Consider the following 15,862-nt stretch of genomic DNA (forward strand, 5'->3'; position numbering starts at 1 on the left):
CGATTTGTTGCTACGCACAACCGAAAAGACGATTGTTCACGGCCCTTTACCGGCTTTTGCCGAGCTTGGGGAAAAGCTGTAGCACACCGCCGATACAAAACAGATAGATGCCTGTCAGCACGACGCTCCAGGTCAGCCATGCCGGCGAATTGAAGTGCAGCAGAACCGAATAGCCCGACAAGGCACACCAGAGCAGGAAGATGCCGAGGTTGAGTGTGCGCAAGCGCTTGACGCGCACCGGATGCAGGAAATTGATTGGCAGGAAAGTGAGGAAGACCGCCGCCATGACGATGATAAGCGCCGTCAATTCGCTGGCCTTGATCACGAAAAGGGTGAGGACCACCATGTTCCAGACGACCGGGAAGCCGGAAAAGAAATACTCGTCCGTCTTCATGCCCGTATCGGCATAGTAGATGGCCGAGGATACGACGATCATGCCGGCGGCCACAAAGGACCAAGTCTCGCCGATCATACCGCTCTGGTAAAGCGCAAAGGCCGGCAGCAGCACATAGGTTACATAGTCGATGATATTGTCGAGCGTATCGCCAGACCAGTTGGGCAGAACTTCCTTCACCCGCACTTTTCTCGCAATCGGCCCGTCAATGCCGTCGATGAGCAGCGCCAGACCCAGCCACCACCACATGGAGACGAAGTCCTTCTCGGCCGCCGCGACCACGCCTAGAAATGCGAGAAAAGACCCGGATGCCGTGAGGATATGCACGGAAAAAGCGCGGATCTCCGCATAAGGCACTTTGCGGTAGTTGAAGATTCGCCTGATCACGCCCTGCTCCGAAATCCTATGTTAGGAAGGACGATATGCGGCCAATCGGCGCGTATTGCAACCTCAACCGCGCTGCGGCAATGCAGGCCATGGATATGTGTCTCAATCTTGCCTACAGTCTTGCAAGCTTGACGAAACGAAGAAGAACGAAGATGCAGCACACGCAAAGCCCTATCGAGATTGCTGTGATTGGTGAAGGTCTGGCCGGTTCGGTCGCCGCTCTGGCGCTGGCGCGTGCCGGGCGCAAGGTCACGCTGATTGCTCCTGTAGTGGAGCGCATGGACCGGCGCACCACGGCTTTGATGGACCAGTCGATCCGTTTCATGGATACGCTCGGGCTTTGGAACATGCTGGCACCTGCCTCGGCGGCGCTTTCCACCATGCAGATTCTGGATGGTACAAAACGCCTGTTTCGCGCGCCGCCGGCTCAGTTTCGGGCCGCAGATCTCGGGCTTTCTGCCTTCGGCTATAATATTCCAAACGCGACATTGTCGGCAGTGCTTGCCGATGCAATCTCCGGCGAATCAAACATTTTTCGCCTCGACGCCCAGCTCGAACGGCTTGACCTGTCGGGCAACGAGGTGATTCTCACGCTGTCGGATGGCGAGATCAGAACCGCCGCCTTCGTCATCGGCGCCGATGGCCGCAGCTCGAAGGTTCGCGAAGGTGCCGGCATTACCACGCGCCGTTGGGCCTATCCGCAAACCGCCGTCGTTCTCAATTTTTCCCATGAGCAGCCTCACGGCAATGTCTCGACCGAATTCCATACCGAAACCGGCCCCTTCACCCAGGTACCGCTGCCCGGCTCCCGCTCCAGCCTTGTCTGGGTGGTGAAGCCGCTGGAGGCCGAACGCCTAATCGCGCTGCCGCTGGAAGACCTTTCGCGTGAGGTGGAGATGCGCATGCAGTCCATGCTCGGCAAGGTCATGGTCGAGGAGGCGCCGGAAGCCTGGCCGCTTTCCAGCCTGATGTCGGAGCGTTTCGGCAAGGGTCCTGTGGCGCTGGTCGGAGAAGCAGCCCATGCCTTTCCGCCGATTGGCGCTCAGGGTCTCAACCTGTCCCTGCGCGACGTGATGGCGCTGACGGAAGTGCTGAAAACCGAAGGCGGCAGCGCGATTGCCGGCGATAGCGGTGACCGCTTCCACCGCAACCGCCGCGGCGACGTGATGACCCGCACCTTTGGCGTTGACCTGCTCAACCGCTCGCTTTTGTCGGAATTCCTGCCCATGCAGGTGGCGCGGGCAGCCGGCCTACATTTGCTCACCGCCGTTGGCCCCTTGCGCAATGTTCTGATGCGCGAGGGCATCGAGCCCGGCCGCAGCCTGAAGGAATTGGCCGCCAGCCTACGGCATCCCTTCCACCGGAAGAAAGCCGGCTGAGATCAGGTAGAGCAGCACCGGCAGCGTTGCAATCGACAGAACGGTGGTCACCAGCACCGTGGCCGATGCACGCTCCTGCCAGACACAGTAATGCTGGCCGATGACGAAGACATTCGTGGCGGTTGGCAGCGCCGCCAGAAGCACGGCGGAATGCACCCAGGCGGCATCCATGCCGCCGACGGTTTTGAGCACCAGATACATCAGCGCCGGAAGCGCCACGAGCTTTGCAAACGCGATATAGCCGATTTCCACGGGCACCCGCTTCAAGGGCCGCAGTGCCAGCGTCACGCCCATGGCAAACAGGGCGCACGGGGCTGCTGCCTGCGCCAGGTAATCGACAAGCCGCATGGCGGCAAGCGGCACATCGACCCCAAGGGCTGCGACGAGAAATCCGGCCGCCGTCGATAGAATGAACGGGTGCAGCGCGACCTTGCGGATCACATCGCCTGCAACGGCAAGCGGTGGGCGCCTGTCGCCTCCCGAGAGCGCCATCATTGCCGGTGCGACAATGAAATGCAGGGCATTTTCAAAGCAGACGATCAGGGCCACCGGCACGGCCGCCTGCTCGCCCAGAACCAGAAGCGCAAGGCCCGGCCCCATATAGCCGATATTGCCATAGGCGCCGCCGAAAGCCTGGATGGTGCATTCGGCAAAGCTTGCCTTGCGCAGGCCATAGCCGATCAGAAAAATCAACACATAAATGCTGTAGACCGCGAAAAGCTGGGCGAGAATAAAATCGATACGCGTCAGGTCTTCGATCGGTGTGCGCGACACAAGCTTGAAAAACAGCGCCGGAAGCGCCGCATAGATGATGAACGTATTCATCCAGCCAAGCGCCTCGGCCCCCTGCCGGCTTGCCTTTGCGGCACTATAACCGATCAGGATCAGGCCGAAGAACGGCAGCAGAAGAGCAAGAATGGCGGCCATGGTCTCCCCGGCCCCGCCGGCTGTCAGACGGGGCGCTTGGCTTCCGCTCTAGCCGATTTGCATCAGGATTGGGAAGCTCTGCTGGAACCAGATGGCCATGTCGCTGACATAGCCGAAGATGAAGGCAAGGCCGGTCAGCACCAGAAGTGCGCCCATGGCTTTTTCCACATGGCCGAGATGACGGCGAAAGCGGGTGAGGAAGCGCATGAAGGCGCCGGAAAAGCCGGCGGCAATCCAGAAGGGCACGGCAAGCCCCAGCGAATAGACAGCGAGCAGCAGTGCGCCATCGCCCACCGTTTCGCGCGAGGCGGCAACACCGAGAATGGCGCCGAGAACCGGGCCGATACAGGGCGTCCAGCCAAAGGCGAAGGCGAGCCCCATCACATAGGCGCCCGACACCGTTGCCGGCTTGCCGCCCGACTGGAAGCGCGCCTCGCGTGACAGCATGCCGATGCGAAACACCCCGAGGAAATTCAGGCCCATGATGATGATGATGGCGCCGCCGATCTTTGACAGAAGATCGATATGCTGGCGCAGCATGACGCCGATCGTGGTGGCGCCAGCCCCGAGCGCCACAAACACCGTGGCAAAGCCGAGCGTGAAGAACAGCGCCGATAGCAGTACGGCGCGGCGCGCGCGCGTGGTCTCGATCGCCGTCTGTCCACGAAACTGATCGACCGAAATGCCTGCCATATAGCAGAGATAGGGTGGCACGAGCGGCAGAACGCAGGGCGATAGGAAGGATAGAGCGCCGGCGATCAAGGCACTGAACAGCGAGATTTCGGCAATCGACAAGGCAGGCATTCTCCGCAAGCAGACTTTGCTTCCCCTCCCATAGGCGGCAAGAGCCTGTCGTGCCAATCACCTTTTCATGTGATGCCGGGAGGCATGTTGCCGCAAGCGATGAGGTTCATTCCCTCAATGCTGCACTGGTCCGAGGGTCTCAGCCTCTCCAGACAGGGTTTCGCGGATGGTTCGCGCCATTTCGAGCTCGAAGGGATCTGAGTCATCCGCCGGATCTTGCCCGTCGGTAGCATCGGCCACTTCCAGCTGTGCCGCACGGGCTGCGGCCAGAAAGCGGGCGCAGGCAACATCATGCGGAATTTCGCCCTTCAGGGCCTGCGTACAGCCGATGATCGCCTCGCGATAGACCGCGTCTGCCGCGCCCGGCCAGTTGTCGAGAAGAACGCTTGCTGCATGCCGGGTTGATTCGATGCGAATATAATCCCGGCTTTCGCCCGAAAGCTCGATCGTCACGGTCCTGACCCAGAGATCTTTTGCCATGCCTGCTCCATCTGTCGCCAATCCGATGATGGCGGATCTGACTTGAGCGAAACTGACACGCGCCTGTGCTGCATGCACAACGCCCTGCCCCAATCGCGCACATCAATAGCCCTGCGAGAGCGCCGCATTGGGATTGCGACGGAACCAGTCCACCTCGCGCTCCACATCCTGAAGGGCGTATTCGGCGTCCCCGATATCACGGCGTGCCCGGCGAATGTCCCGGTCAAGATCGTCGATCTCGTCGCGGATCGAGCGCCGCTCATTGTCGTCCTTGGCGTTTTTCAAGTCGTTGTAGCGCTGGTCGATGCGCATTTCCTTGGAGGACACTTCGGACCGCGCCGAATCGACGCGCGAGCGCCACTGATGGGCTTTTTGCCCGAGACTATAGCCGCGCAGGAAGCCTGTGGCGGTTTCCACCGGGCAGACATTGTAATAGGCATCGCCCGCTTCGCCACGGCTCAAGCCATTGAGTGGCGTGCAATAGCGCTGAAGCCCTGTCTGGTAGCCGGCAAACCAGGTTGTCTGGTCCGGAACGATCTTGATGCGGGCGCAGGATTTCACATGCGCTGCAAAGCGTTCCTGCGGATCGTGGCCGGCACTGCCATCGGCATCACCGATGACCTTCCAATCGGCTGCAACGCATTCTTCCTTGGACATGGAATTGCACGAGGCAAGTCCGATCAAGGCAACGGATACTGCCAGCAAAGCCCAAACACGCATAAAAAATCCCCCCGAAACACCAGCACGAAGGCCCCGCCAGCGCGCAATTTATAAGGGGATGGACGGACGCACGCCAAGAGGTAAACAGAATGTAAACGCAAAATACACAGGCGAGCGATCAAAAAAGCGCAAATGTGTTTGATGAAAATCTACCGGCAAATTGGTGAGAGCGCAGGGATTCGAACCCTGGACCTACTGATTAAAAGTCAGTTGCTCTACCGGCTGAGCTACGCTCTCCCGAGGAGGGCTTTGGCGCCCTTCGAAAGTGCGCGGAACATAGGCAGGTCGCCTCCTGCGGTCAACCCGCAGGAAGCAAAATTCGACGGTTTTCGACAGGCAATCTTAATGTGCCGGTTCGCCGCTCTCTTCTTCCTCAAAGGAGACGGCCACAGAGCCGTTGGAGGAGAGCCGTACGGTGTCACCTTCCACATAGGCCACGAGTGCCAGCGGCACATAGTGGTGATGCCCTTCATGGCTGCCCTCGCCGCTGCTTTTCTTGGTCAGCTTGATTCGCTCACCTTCGACACGGTCCACATTGCCAACGGGTATGCCATCGGCACCGATGATCTGGGCGTGGTGCGGGATCTGGTTTGCATCGATCATGGTGATCTCCTTGGTTTATGAAGATCAGAACGCCCGCCGGCGGGAAAGGATGCATGCGATCCGGCAAGCCGACCATTTTTCCTATTCGTGCACGGTATAGGAGCCCATCTTGCAAAGGTCCTGGGTATCTTCGAGCGTATCGAGGTTTGAATCCTCGGTAAATTCGAAGCGCATATCGTATTCGCAGACACTGCGGCCATCGCGAATGGTGATGCGCACGCTTTCGCCGGGCTCGAGCACGTCTTCACCGAACACATCCTGTTCCCAGTCGTCCACACCGACCGGTGAGGTATAAAAGCGCTCAAGCGTCGAATTGGTGGTATTGCTCAGCATGAAGATGAGATCTTCAGCCTTGGCTGTCGCCGAACAGGCCGAAAACAGGCTGGCGAGCAGAAGTGTCTTGCGCAGTATGGCAGTCATGGTGTCCCCCAAATAATGCCCGTCCAGGGCGGCTTATCTATTGCCCGGGCCTAATATTCTGCAAGTCCATTCCCCAACTATCATGAATGGCCGAGACCTTACCGTTATTTCATTTGGATCATCGGCTGTTTCGTGTCATCCCGACGCTCCCCCAGCCCAGACAGACCGCATGGATTGACCTTTGAAGACCGAAACGCCCGCCAACCAGCCGCCGAAGACGCCGTCCGCCACCCCGGATCTGGCGTCCATCCTCAGCTCATCGCATGGAAAGCGACGCCGCTCGCGCTTTGTCGTCTGGCCGGTCGTTCTGCTGGTGCTCGCCGGTGCAGGCGCTGGCGCCTATCTCTTCCTTCCAGAGGGCGGCCCAGCCTTCACCTATGCAACGCAGCCGGCCAAGCGTGGTGACCTGTCGGTTGTCGTCACGGCCACAGGCTCCGTGCAGCCGACCGACCATGTCGATATTTCCAGCGAGCTTTCCGGCACGGTACGCAAGGTCAATGTCACCTATAACAGCCCGGTCAAGGCCGGCGAGATACTGGCGGAACTCGACACCAACAAGCTGCAGGCCGATGTGCAGAGCGCGCGCGCCAAGCTTGCCTCCGCACGCGCCAATGTGGTGAAGGCGCAGGCCGAGATGGGCTCTGCAAAGACCCAGCTCGACCGCTTGACCTCGCTGGTCACCAACCGCATTTCCAGCCAGCAGGAACTCGACACGGCGCAATATGCCTATGATTCGGCCCGTGCCACCGTGGAGATCAATGAAAGCTCTGTCCTGTCCTCGGAAGCCGATCTGCGGCTGGCCGAAGTCAACCTTGCCAAGGGCCGGATCGTCTCGCCCATCGATGGCGTCGTGCTGACCCGAGATGTCGATCCGGGACAGACGGTCGCCTCGTCTTTGTCGGCCCCCATCCTCTTCACCATTGCCGGTGACCTGAAGCGCATGGAACTGCAGGTGTCTGTGGACGAGGCGGATGTCGGCCAGGTCGCGGAAGGCCAGAGCGCCAGTTTCTCGGTGGATGCCTATCCTGACCGCAATTTTCCGGCCGTCATCAAGGCGGTGCGCTTTGCCTCCGAAACCGTGTCCAATGTTGTGACCTACAAGGCCATTCTCTCGGTCGACAATCAGGACCTTTTGCTGCGGCCCGGCATGACGGCAACCGCCGATATTACGGTAAAATCGGTGAAAGATACACTGCTGGTGCCGAATGCGGCCTTGCGCTTCTCACCGCCTGCCGTGGGTGAACGTCCAAGCGGCAGTATTCTGTCGCGCCTGTTTCGTGCGCCGCGTCCACCGGGCGCCGGGCGCAGCACCAATGCGCAGAAGGCGGATACAGCCCCCACCAGCCGGCCGGTATTCGTTCTGCGCGATAACCGCCCGCAGCGAATCATGGTCGAGACGGGGCCCACCGACGGCCAGTTCACCATCGTCAAATCGGGCGATCTTCAGGATGGTGCACCGTTGATTACCGGCGCCACGGCCCGCAACAATTGAGGACGGTGCCGAGCATGGCCGATTACCCCCTCATAGAACTGCGATCCGTCTCAAAAACCTATGGGCGCGGCGAAGCCACCATTCGCGCGCTGGACGGGATCGATTTGACGATCTCGGCCGGACAATTTGTTGCCATAATGGGACCATCTGGCTCAGGCAAATCGACGGCGATGAACATTCTCGGCTGTCTGGATGTGCCAACCGCTGGCGAATACCTGTTCCAGGGCATCCCCACTTCGGGCTTTGACCGAAAGCAGCTGACGCTGCTGCGTCGCCATATGCTGGGCTTCGTTTTCCAGGGATTCAATCTTCTGGCGCGCACATCGGCTGTGGAAAATGTCGAGCTGCCGCTCGTCTATCGCGGCATGGAGCCGCGCGAACGCAGGCTTCGGGCACTGCGGGCGCTCGAACAGGTGGGGCTGAAAGGCCGCGAAAACCATACGACCCAGGAATTGTCAGGCGGCCAGCAGCAGCGTGTGGCGATTGCCCGTGCCATCGTCACCAGCCCCGCTGTGCTGCTCGCCGATGAGCCGACCGGCAATCTCGATACGAAGACCAGTGTCGAGATCATGGAACTGATCACACGATTGAACACCGAAGAGGGCATTACCGTCATCATGGTCACCCATGAGGAGGACATAGCCGCCCATGCGAAGCGCCTGCTGCGCTTTGTCGATGGCAAGCTTGCTTCAGACAGCGCGGCTGCCGAGGAGGCTCACCATGTGGCTTGAAACGATCCGGCTTGCCTGGCGCGCCATCAGCCGTAACCTTCTGCGCTCCTTCCTCACGGTGCTGGGTGTCGTCATCGGCGTGGCCGCCGTCATCGCCATGGTCACCGTCGGCAATGGCACGACGGCGCAGGTGCGCCAGGAATTATCAAGGCTCGGCACCAATACCCTGTTCGTGCGCCCCGGCCAGTGGGGGCCAGGTCGGGCCAGTGCCGAGGCCAAGCGCTTCACCGATGCCGATGTGCTGGCCATTCAGGAACAGATCCCCGGCCTTCGCGCCGTCGCCCCCATCAACCGCGCAACGGCAACCGTCATTGCTGGCGGCCAGAACCGCTCCACCAGCATTATCGGCACCACCAATGACTATCTGGTGGCGCAGGACTGGGATATGGCGCTTGGCCGCAGCTTCCTGCCGTCTGAGGAGCGCGGTACGGCAGCCTGCATGATCGGCCAGACCGTGCGGCGCGAACTGTTCGGCACAGCCGATCCGGTTGGCCAGACGATCCGCGTGAGCAATGTCGCCTGCCCGGTCATCGGCGTCCTTAGCCCCAAAGGCCAGTCCGGAATGGGCGATGATCAGGACGATACGATCCTGATGCCGCTGAAACTGCACCAGCGGCGTATCGGCGGCACGACGACGATTGCCAGCATCACATTGTCGGCCGAGGACGGCGTCTCGACGGCCAAGGTTCAGGCGGATGTGGAAAACCTGCTGCGCGAAAGACGACGCATCGCAATTGGCCGTGATGATGATTTCTCCGTCAACGACATGACGCAGATTGCTTCGGCCATGACCGGAACAACGACGCTGCTTACCGGCCTTTTGGGCGCCGTTGCCGCCGTCAGCCTGCTGGTCGGCGGTATCGGCATCATGAATATCATGCTGGTCTCGGTGACCGAGCGCACGCGCGAAATCGGCATCCGGTTGGCAATCGGTGCCGTCGAAGGCCAGGTGCTGATGCAATTCCTGGTGGAGGCGGTGATGCTTTCGGTGTTTGGCGGCGTGACCGGCATTCTGGCCGGCCTTGGCCTTGCCTATGGCGTCGTCAGCCTGCTCAACGTGCCGTTTGTGCCAAGCGCCACCATCATTGCCACCGCCTTTGCCTTCTCGGCGCTGATCGGCATGGTGTTTGGCTATTTCCCGGCACGGCGCGCGGCGCAGCTGAACCCCATAGAGGCGCTGCGCCACGAATAGGCCTCTTTACAGGGGCACCCCGTTACAGAACAGGAAGTACCGGGCGTTCGGCCATCGCCTTTTCGATAATGGCGATGAGGCGCGCACGCTCGGCTCCCTCATGTGCCAGGCGCGGTTCGCGCACCCGGTCATTCGAGCCGATTGCCAGCACTTCCGCCAGCTTGATATTCTGGACGAGGAAGGTCGAGACATCGAGATCGAGCAGCGGGCGGAACCAGCGATAGATGGCGCGCGCTTCGTCGTAACGGCCAGCCTGAGACAGCTTCCAGATGGCAACTGTCTCCTTCGGGAAGGCGACGACCAGACCGGCCACCCAACCATGGGCGCCCATCATCAGGCTTTCAAGCGCCAGATTGTCGACACCGGTGAACACGTCGAAGCGATCGCCAAAGGCGTTGAACACGTCGGTGACGCGGCGAATATCATCGGTCGATTCTTTCATCGCGACGATGAGATCGGACTTTGCCAGCGCCTCGAACATTGGCAGCGTCACATCGACGCCGTAGCCGATCGGATTGTTATAGACCATCGACGGCAGGCCGGAGGCCGTCGCGACCGACAGGATGTGGTTCAGCGTTTCAGCCGGAGCCGACTTGTAGGGAACGCCGGGAAGGATCATCAGACCATCGGCGCCGGCCTGGGCGGCAGCCTTGGCGGCAGTCGCGGCCCGACGGGTGGAGCTTTCGCAGATCGTCATCAGCACCGGCAAAGCGCCCGATACCGATTTCGCCAACTTCAGGATCTCAAGCTTTTCCGAAGGCTCGAGCGTCATGTTCTCACCCAGCGAGCCGCAGACGATCATGCCATCGACGCCCGCCTCGAACTGCAGCGCAAAGCAGCGCTCCATTTCCTTCAGATCAAGCGATCCGTCCTCGTTGAACTTCGTGGTAACTGCTGGAAAAACACCGCGCCACATGGCCGTCCCCTTTGCTGATATATCACACATTGGTGTCACGAAGATTGCATCCCGTCAAGGTCTGATATATCAGAATAGGATGGAGATTTATGAACGTGCCGCCCCGCAAGCCTCGCTGAGCCGTCAGGCCTATCGGGCGCTGGAGCATATGATCGTGACGCTGCAACTGGCCCCCGGCGCCATGGTGACGGAACGCCAGTTGATCGATGTGTCCGGCCATGGCCGTACGCCTGTGCGCGAAGCCATCCAGAAACTTGAATGGCAGGGACTGATCCTCGTCAAACCGCGCGTCGGCCTGCAGGTGAGCGAGATCATCGCCTCCGATCACTGCGAGATCATGGTGGTGCGCCGGCAATTGGAACCGCTTGCGGCAAGCCTTGTGGCAAGCCATGCGACACCTGCCCAGCGCGATGCGCTGATCGACTGTGCACGTGACATGAGCGGGGCTGCAGCCACCGCCGATATTCATGCCTTCCTCGCCGCTGACAAGCGCTTTGACGATATTGTTGAAGAGGCCTGCCCGAACCGCTTCCTCACCGGGTCGCTTGCCCCCTTGCAGACCCATTCCCGCCGGCTCTGGTTCTCGACCGCCTCCACGGACGCCATGGATCGCTCTGTCGGCCTGCATGTCGGCGTCATCCGCGCCATCCAGAACGAAGACGCCGCCGGAGCGGCGGCGGCGACGGAACGGCTTCTGGATTACCTGTCGGAAAGGTCCTGACAGCGCTCAGGCGCTGGTTGTTTCCCCTGCCCGCTCGCGGGCCAGCGCTGCGAGATCTGCCGGCTGAAGTTCGACCGATTCGCCGCAGCCACAGGCGGATGTCTGGTTGGGATTGTGGAAGGTGAAGCCGGAGCGCAGCTTCGTCACTTCGAAATCCATCTGCGTGCCGAGCAGATAAAGGACGGCAGACGGTTCGATCCAGACGCTGGCACCATCGTGCTCGATGCGGTCATCCTTGGCATTCGGCTCGGTGACAAGATCCACCGTATATTCCATGCCGGCGCATCCGCCCTTCTTGATGCCGATGCGGATACCCTTGGCATCCGGGCCGGAATTTTCGACGATTGCCTTGACACGGCCCGCTGCCGCATCGCTCATGGTCATCACTGCAAAGCCCATCGGCCCATTCTCCTTGACGCAACCGGGTTCAAGGCCCGGCGGTTTTCATGTCCAATGTAAGCGCAGGACGGCGCCGGATCAATAAGCGGAAATCACCGCACGAGTTTCGGCCAATCGCGCGCGGCCTCCAGGATGTCCTGTTTGGCTCTCGGCGTAACAACCAGAGCCATTAGCGAGACTTCGAAGCAATATAGCGTTCCAGGTCCAGCTCGATATCCCGGAATGCCTGGTCCCCATCAATCGGCTCGCCACTGTCCAGCCCTTCCTGGATCAGCGCGTCGAGTTCGCCGGGTGCGAAATTGGCAAGCAACCTGTGCACCTGAAAGGCATTCAGAGCCGCCGAAACCACTTCATCGGCAGATTTGAAATCGCCGGTTTCCAGAGCGCTCTCAACAATGTCGCTCATGTCCTGGGACAGTTCGATACGGATCGGGTTTGCGCGCGCCATGTCATGCTTCTCCGCTTTCACACAAGCCTAGCGCAACACCGCCCTCAATACCAGCCGACGGCCACCTGCGCCTCTTCCGACATGCGCTCCGGCGTCCATGGCGGGTCAAAGGTCATCGAGACCTCGACGCCGGAAATGCCCTCGACGGAGCCCACCGCATTTTCCACCCAGCCCGGCATTTCGCCGGCCACCGGGCAGCCTGGCGCCGTCAGCGTCATCACCACCTTGACCATGCGGTCATCCTCGATATCGATCTTGTAGATCAAACCGAGTTCGAAAATATCTGCGGGAATTTCCGGATCATAGACGGTCTTCAGCGCCGCGATCACGTCATCGGACAGGCGCGCCAGTTCCTCCTGCGGAATGGCAGACTGGATCAGCCCTTCGCGGGCATCCCATTTCAGTTCTGGTTCGTCGATAGCCATGACAATATCCTCAGGCAAAGAAGTTTCGCGCATAATCCAGCGCATCTGCCAGCGCGTCCACTTCGGCGCGCGTGTTGTACATCGCAAAGGATGCACGGCAAGTGGAGGTCACGCCGAAGCGTTTCAAGAGCGGCATGGCGCAATGAGTGCCGGCCCGCACGGCCACACCCTTGCGATCGATAACCATCGATACATCATGGGCATGGATGCCGGCAATCTCGAAGGAGAAGATCGCCCCCTTGCCCGGAGCATCGCCGATGATGCGCAGCGCATTGATCGCTTTCAGCCTTTCGTTCGCATAGGCCGTCAGATCCGCCTCATGGGCGGCAATTGCCTCACGGCCGATGCTTTCGATGTAATCCAGCGCATAGCCCAAGCCGATCGCCTGCACGATTGGCGGCGTACCGGCCTCGAAACGATGCGGTGGATCGTTGTAGGTAACGAAATCCTGGTCCACGTCGATGATCATTTCGCCGCCGCCCTGGAAGGGCCGCATCTGCCGGAGCCGTTCCTGCCGACCGTAGAGCACGCCGATGCCGGAGGGGCCATAGAGCTTGTGGCCGGTCATCACATACCAGTCGCAGCCGAGATCCTGTACATCGACCGGCATATGCACAGCCGCCTGGCTGCCATCGACGAGAACGGGAATATCCCACTCATGGGCAATCCGGCAAACCTCTTTGATCGGCACGACAGTGCCGAGTGCATTCGACATATGCGTGATGGCGACAAGCTTTGTCTTCTCCGTCAGGCATTTCTCGAAATCCTCGATGTGGAAGGCACCGTCCTCATCCACGGGCACCCAGACCAGCTTGACGCCTTGCCGCTCGCGCAGAAAATGCCAGGGCACGATGTTGGAATGGTGCTCCATGATGGAGAGGACGATCTCGTCGCCTTCCTTCAGGTGCGGCATGGCATAGCCATAGGCGACGGTGTTGATCGCTTCCGTCGAATTCTTGGTGAAGACGATATCATCGATCGACGGCGCATTGAGGAAGCGCCGCACCTTTTCACGCGAAGCCTCATAGGCATCGGTCGCGGCATTCGACAGGTAATGCAGGCCGCGATGCACATTGGCATATTCGTGGCTATAGGCATGGCTGATCGCGTCGATCACGCTTTGCGGCTTCTGTGCCGAGGCACCATTGTCCAGATAGACCAGCGGCTTGCCGTGGACCATGGTGGACAGGATGGGGAAATCCCGGCGGATCGCTTCGACGTCATAGGCCATGGGCAGTGATCTCGATATTTGCGCGTCCGGTCCGAAACGAGGCTCTACGGACCGCAACGACGAAAAACGGATTGGTGCAATGCTCCGGCGCCTTGGCCGGAGCATTGGTCTTATCAGGCGTGCTTTTCGAGCCAGCTGGAAATGATGGCTTCCAGCGCGTCAACCAGCGCTTCGTCTTCGAGTTCTTCGACAATCTCGGCCACGAAGGCATTCACCAGCATGGCACGCGCCTTGTTGCGCGGCACGCCGCGCGCCATCAGATAGTAGAGATGGTTGGCATCGATATCGGCAACCGTCGCGCCATGGCCGCACTGCACGTCATCGGCAAAGATTTCGAGTTCCGGCTTGGCGGAAAACTCGGCCTCGTCCGACATTAGCAGCGTGTTGCAGGCCATGCGGGCATCGGTCTTCTGCGCATCAAGCGCCACCTTGATCATGCCCTGGAAAACGCCACGCGCCCGGTCAAACACCACATTGCGGAAGATTTCCGTCGAGGTCGTGTTGGGCACATTATGGCCCAGAACCAGCGTCACATCCGTATGCGTATCGCCGCCAAGCAGGTTGACGCCACGAATCTGCAGATCGGACCCCTCGCCCGCCACATCGATGCGCAATTCCTGGCGCACAAGTCTGCCGCCGGCATTGATCACATAAAGGCGCAGCTTGGCATTGGAGCCGATGCGCACACGCATCTGGCCCAGGTGCGTATCGGAAACGCCCTGCTGTTGCAGCACGATCCAGGTCACATCGGCGCCGTCTTCCAGCGAGATATCGGTGACGGAGGAAACGAAGGCTTCACCCTGGCTGACCGACATATGCCGCTCGATCACGGTCGCCTTCGAACCTGCGCCGAAGCTGACCGGAAAGCGCGTATGCACCTGGCCGGCGCCATGCAGCGCCTGGATTTCGATCGGCTGATCGATCACGCTGCCGGCTGGAAATTCCAGCACGAAACCGTCGCGCACAAAGGCGCCGTTGATCTTGCCGATCGTATCGTCCCGGTCGATGATCGAAAGACCCGGCGCGGCCGTTCCCTCGGCCAGCATGGTGGCAAAGGAGGCCACCAGAACGCCATCGACAGAGACCTTGTCATCGGCAATCCCCTGGTTCGTCACGATCACCGGCGCGCCGTCCACCAGCACTGCGGGGGCTGCGATCACGGCCACTGGTTCTGCCGCCGGAATGTTGCGGATCAGCGTCTTCAGGTCCGTATAGTGCCAGGCTTCCACCCGGCGCGTCGGAAGCCCGTTCAGCTTCAGGTCCTGCACCAGCCGGTCACGGGCGCTGATCACGGCACCATTGCCCGGCAATTCGCCCACCTGGGCACCGAACGCCTCGATCAGCGCAGATTCAGCGGCGGTCTGCCGGCTCGTCGTCTGCATGTTCATACCCAATATCCTTCTCGTGGCGCCTCAGGCCGCTTCGCCGATGATGTCGGCGTAACCATTGGCTTCCAGATCCAGTGCCAGGCTCTTGTCGCCGGTGCGGATGATCTGGCCCTTGTAGAGAACATGGACCGTATCCGGCACGATGTAATCGAGCAGGCGCTGGTAATGCGTGATGACGATCACGGCGCGGTCCGGCGAACGCAGCGCATTGACGCCATCGGCAACGATCTTCAGCGCATCGATATCGAGGCCGGAATCGGTCTCGTCGAGCACGCAGAGCTTTGGCTCGAGCAGTGCCATCTGCAGGATTTCGGCGCGCTTCTTTTCACCGCCCGAGAAGCCGACATTCAGCGGACGCTTCAGCATGTCCGGGTTGATCTTCAGCTCGGCAGCAGCCTCCTTGACGCGGCGGATGAAATCCGGCGTCGTCAGTTCCGGCTCGCCGCGCGCCTTGCGCTGCTCGTTCATCGCTACCTTCAAAAACTGCATGGTGGCAACGCCTGGAATTTCCACCGGGTATTGGAAGGCGAGGAAAATGCCCTTGGAGGCGCGCTCGGCCGGATCGAGATCCAGAATGCTCTCGCCATTGTAAAGGATCTCGCCCTCGGTCACTTCATAGTCTTCGCGACCCGAAAGAATGTAGGAGAGCGTCGACTTGCCAGACCCGTTCGGCCCCATGATGGCGGCGACTTCGCCGGCCTTCACGGTGAGATTCAGGCCGCGGATGATCTCGGTACCGTCTTCGGCAATGCGGGCGTGCAGGTTCTTGATTTCAAGCATATTGGTCTTCCTGTCCATAAGGCGG

The 15,862-nt window shown here is 60.4% G+C and carries 19 protein-coding genes and 1 tRNA gene; 5 read left to right on the forward strand and 15 right to left on the reverse strand.

Translation table 11 applies throughout. The features are described from left to right. Window positions 1-46: 46 nt before the first annotated feature. A complete protein-coding gene (gene pcsA, locus E8M77_RS13640; protein WP_170975875.1) occupies window positions 47-781 on the reverse strand; it encodes a phosphatidylcholine synthase in 735 nt (244 codons plus the stop codon). Window positions 782-933: 152 nt separating this feature from the next. Here pcsA and E8M77_RS13645 point away from each other — a divergent pair, with 152 nt between their 5' ends. Next, window positions 934-2,160 carry a UbiH/UbiF family hydroxylase gene (locus tag E8M77_RS13645; protein WP_137131195.1) on the forward strand — a complete coding sequence of 409 codons (1,227 nt, stop codon included), beginning with the start codon at window positions 934-936 and terminating at the stop codon, window positions 2,158-2,160. On the opposite strand, the gene E8M77_RS13650 is transcribed toward E8M77_RS13645, so the two are convergent. From E8M77_RS13650 to E8M77_RS13680, 7 genes are all read right to left on the reverse strand, one after another. Beyond that, window positions 2,125-3,087, reverse strand: coding sequence for an AEC family transporter (locus E8M77_RS13650; RefSeq protein ID WP_137131196.1), 963 nt, complete (start codon window positions 3,085-3,087; stop codon window positions 2,125-2,127). The genes E8M77_RS13645 and E8M77_RS13650 overlap by 36 nt on opposite strands. Window positions 3,088-3,135: 48 nt before the next feature. Further along, the gene (locus tag E8M77_RS13655) at window positions 3,136-3,882 is read right to left on the reverse strand and encodes a cytochrome c biogenesis CcdA family protein (RefSeq protein WP_137131197.1); all 747 of its coding nucleotides are present in this window, start codon (window positions 3,880-3,882) and stop codon (window positions 3,136-3,138) included. 123 nt (window positions 3,883-4,005) lie between these two features. Then, window positions 4,006-4,371, reverse strand: a complete 366-nt coding sequence (locus E8M77_RS13660; protein ID WP_137131198.1) for a DUF982 domain-containing protein — start codon at window positions 4,369-4,371, stop codon at window positions 4,006-4,008. 102 nt (window positions 4,372-4,473) lie between these two features. Continuing rightward, the gene (locus E8M77_RS13665) at window positions 4,474-5,028 is read right to left on the reverse strand and encodes a DUF2799 domain-containing protein (RefSeq protein WP_246659259.1); all 555 of its coding nucleotides are present in this window, start codon (window positions 5,026-5,028) and stop codon (window positions 4,474-4,476) included. 224 nt (window positions 5,029-5,252) lie between these two features. Further along, window positions 5,253-5,328, reverse strand: a tRNA-Lys gene (locus E8M77_RS13670). Between the two features lie 105 nt (window positions 5,329-5,433). Further along, complete coding sequence (locus E8M77_RS13675) at window positions 5,434-5,694, reverse strand: DUF2171 domain-containing protein (protein ID WP_137131200.1); 261 nt, start codon at window positions 5,692-5,694, stop codon at window positions 5,434-5,436. 81 nt (window positions 5,695-5,775) lie between these two features. Continuing rightward, a complete protein-coding gene (locus E8M77_RS13680) occupies window positions 5,776-6,114 on the reverse strand; it encodes a hypothetical protein (protein ID WP_137131201.1) in 339 nt (112 codons plus the stop codon). Between the two features lie 181 nt (window positions 6,115-6,295). Between E8M77_RS13680 and E8M77_RS13685 the strand changes: the two genes are divergently transcribed. Genes E8M77_RS13685 through E8M77_RS13695 form a run of 3 tightly spaced genes read left to right on the forward strand, consistent with a single transcriptional unit; the run spans window position 6,296 to window position 9,529 of the window. Beyond that, the gene (locus E8M77_RS13685; protein ID WP_137131202.1) at window positions 6,296-7,606 is read left to right on the forward strand and encodes an efflux RND transporter periplasmic adaptor subunit; all 1,311 of its coding nucleotides are present in this window, start codon (window positions 6,296-6,298) and stop codon (window positions 7,604-7,606) included. A gap of 14 nt (window positions 7,607-7,620) precedes the next feature. Beyond that, complete coding sequence (locus tag E8M77_RS13690; protein ID WP_137131203.1) at window positions 7,621-8,337, forward strand: ABC transporter ATP-binding protein; 717 nt, start codon at window positions 7,621-7,623, stop codon at window positions 8,335-8,337. Continuing rightward, window positions 8,327-9,529, forward strand: coding sequence for an ABC transporter permease (locus E8M77_RS13695; protein ID WP_137131204.1), 1,203 nt, complete (start codon window positions 8,327-8,329; stop codon window positions 9,527-9,529). Before E8M77_RS13690 ends, E8M77_RS13695 begins: the two co-directional genes overlap by 11 nt. 22 nt (window positions 9,530-9,551) lie before the next feature. Here the strand turns inward: E8M77_RS13695 and E8M77_RS13700 are convergent, their stop codons facing one another. Beyond that, window positions 9,552-10,445 carry a dihydrodipicolinate synthase family protein gene (locus E8M77_RS13700; protein WP_137131205.1) on the reverse strand — a complete coding sequence of 298 codons (894 nt, stop codon included), beginning with the start codon at window positions 10,443-10,445 and terminating at the stop codon, window positions 9,552-9,554. A 79-nt stretch (window positions 10,446-10,524) separates the two neighbouring features. Here E8M77_RS13700 and E8M77_RS13705 point away from each other — a divergent pair, with 79 nt between their 5' ends. Then, window positions 10,525-11,166, forward strand: coding sequence for a GntR family transcriptional regulator (locus tag E8M77_RS13705; protein WP_137131206.1), 642 nt, complete (start codon window positions 10,525-10,527; stop codon window positions 11,164-11,166). 6 nt (window positions 11,167-11,172) lie between these two features. Here E8M77_RS13705 and sufA read toward each other — a convergent pair whose 3' ends face one another. The 6 genes from sufA to sufC form a co-directional block, all read right to left on the reverse strand. Beyond that, on the reverse strand, window positions 11,173-11,565 hold the full coding sequence (gene sufA, locus E8M77_RS13710) for a Fe-S cluster assembly scaffold SufA (RefSeq protein WP_137131207.1): 393 nt from the start codon (window positions 11,563-11,565) through the stop codon (window positions 11,173-11,175). 169 nt (window positions 11,566-11,734) lie between these two features. Next, window positions 11,735-12,013: a hypothetical protein gene (locus tag E8M77_RS13715; RefSeq protein WP_137131208.1), complete on the reverse strand. Its 279-nt coding sequence runs from the start codon at window positions 12,011-12,013 to the stop codon at window positions 11,735-11,737. 44 nt (window positions 12,014-12,057) lie between these two features. After that, a complete protein-coding gene (locus tag E8M77_RS13720; protein WP_137131209.1) occupies window positions 12,058-12,438 on the reverse strand; it encodes an SUF system Fe-S cluster assembly protein in 381 nt (126 codons plus the stop codon). A gap of 10 nt (window positions 12,439-12,448) precedes the next feature. Further along, window positions 12,449-13,669 carry a cysteine desulfurase gene (locus tag E8M77_RS13725; RefSeq protein WP_137131210.1) on the reverse strand — a complete coding sequence of 407 codons (1,221 nt, stop codon included), beginning with the start codon at window positions 13,667-13,669 and terminating at the stop codon, window positions 12,449-12,451. A 113-nt stretch (window positions 13,670-13,782) separates the two neighbouring features. Further along, entirely contained in the window at window positions 13,783-15,057 is a 1,275-nt protein-coding gene (gene sufD / locus E8M77_RS13730; protein WP_137131211.1) for a Fe-S cluster assembly protein SufD, read from the reverse strand. Window positions 15,058-15,081: 24 nt separating this feature from the next. Further along, a complete protein-coding gene (gene sufC / locus E8M77_RS13735) occupies window positions 15,082-15,837 on the reverse strand; it encodes a Fe-S cluster assembly ATPase SufC (protein WP_137131212.1) in 756 nt (251 codons plus the stop codon). Between the last annotated feature and the right edge of the window lie 25 nt (window positions 15,838-15,862).

Source organism: Rhizobium sp. FY34 (genome assembly GCF_005222845.1).
Classification (GTDB): domain Bacteria; phylum Pseudomonadota; class Alphaproteobacteria; order Rhizobiales; family Rhizobiaceae; genus Neorhizobium.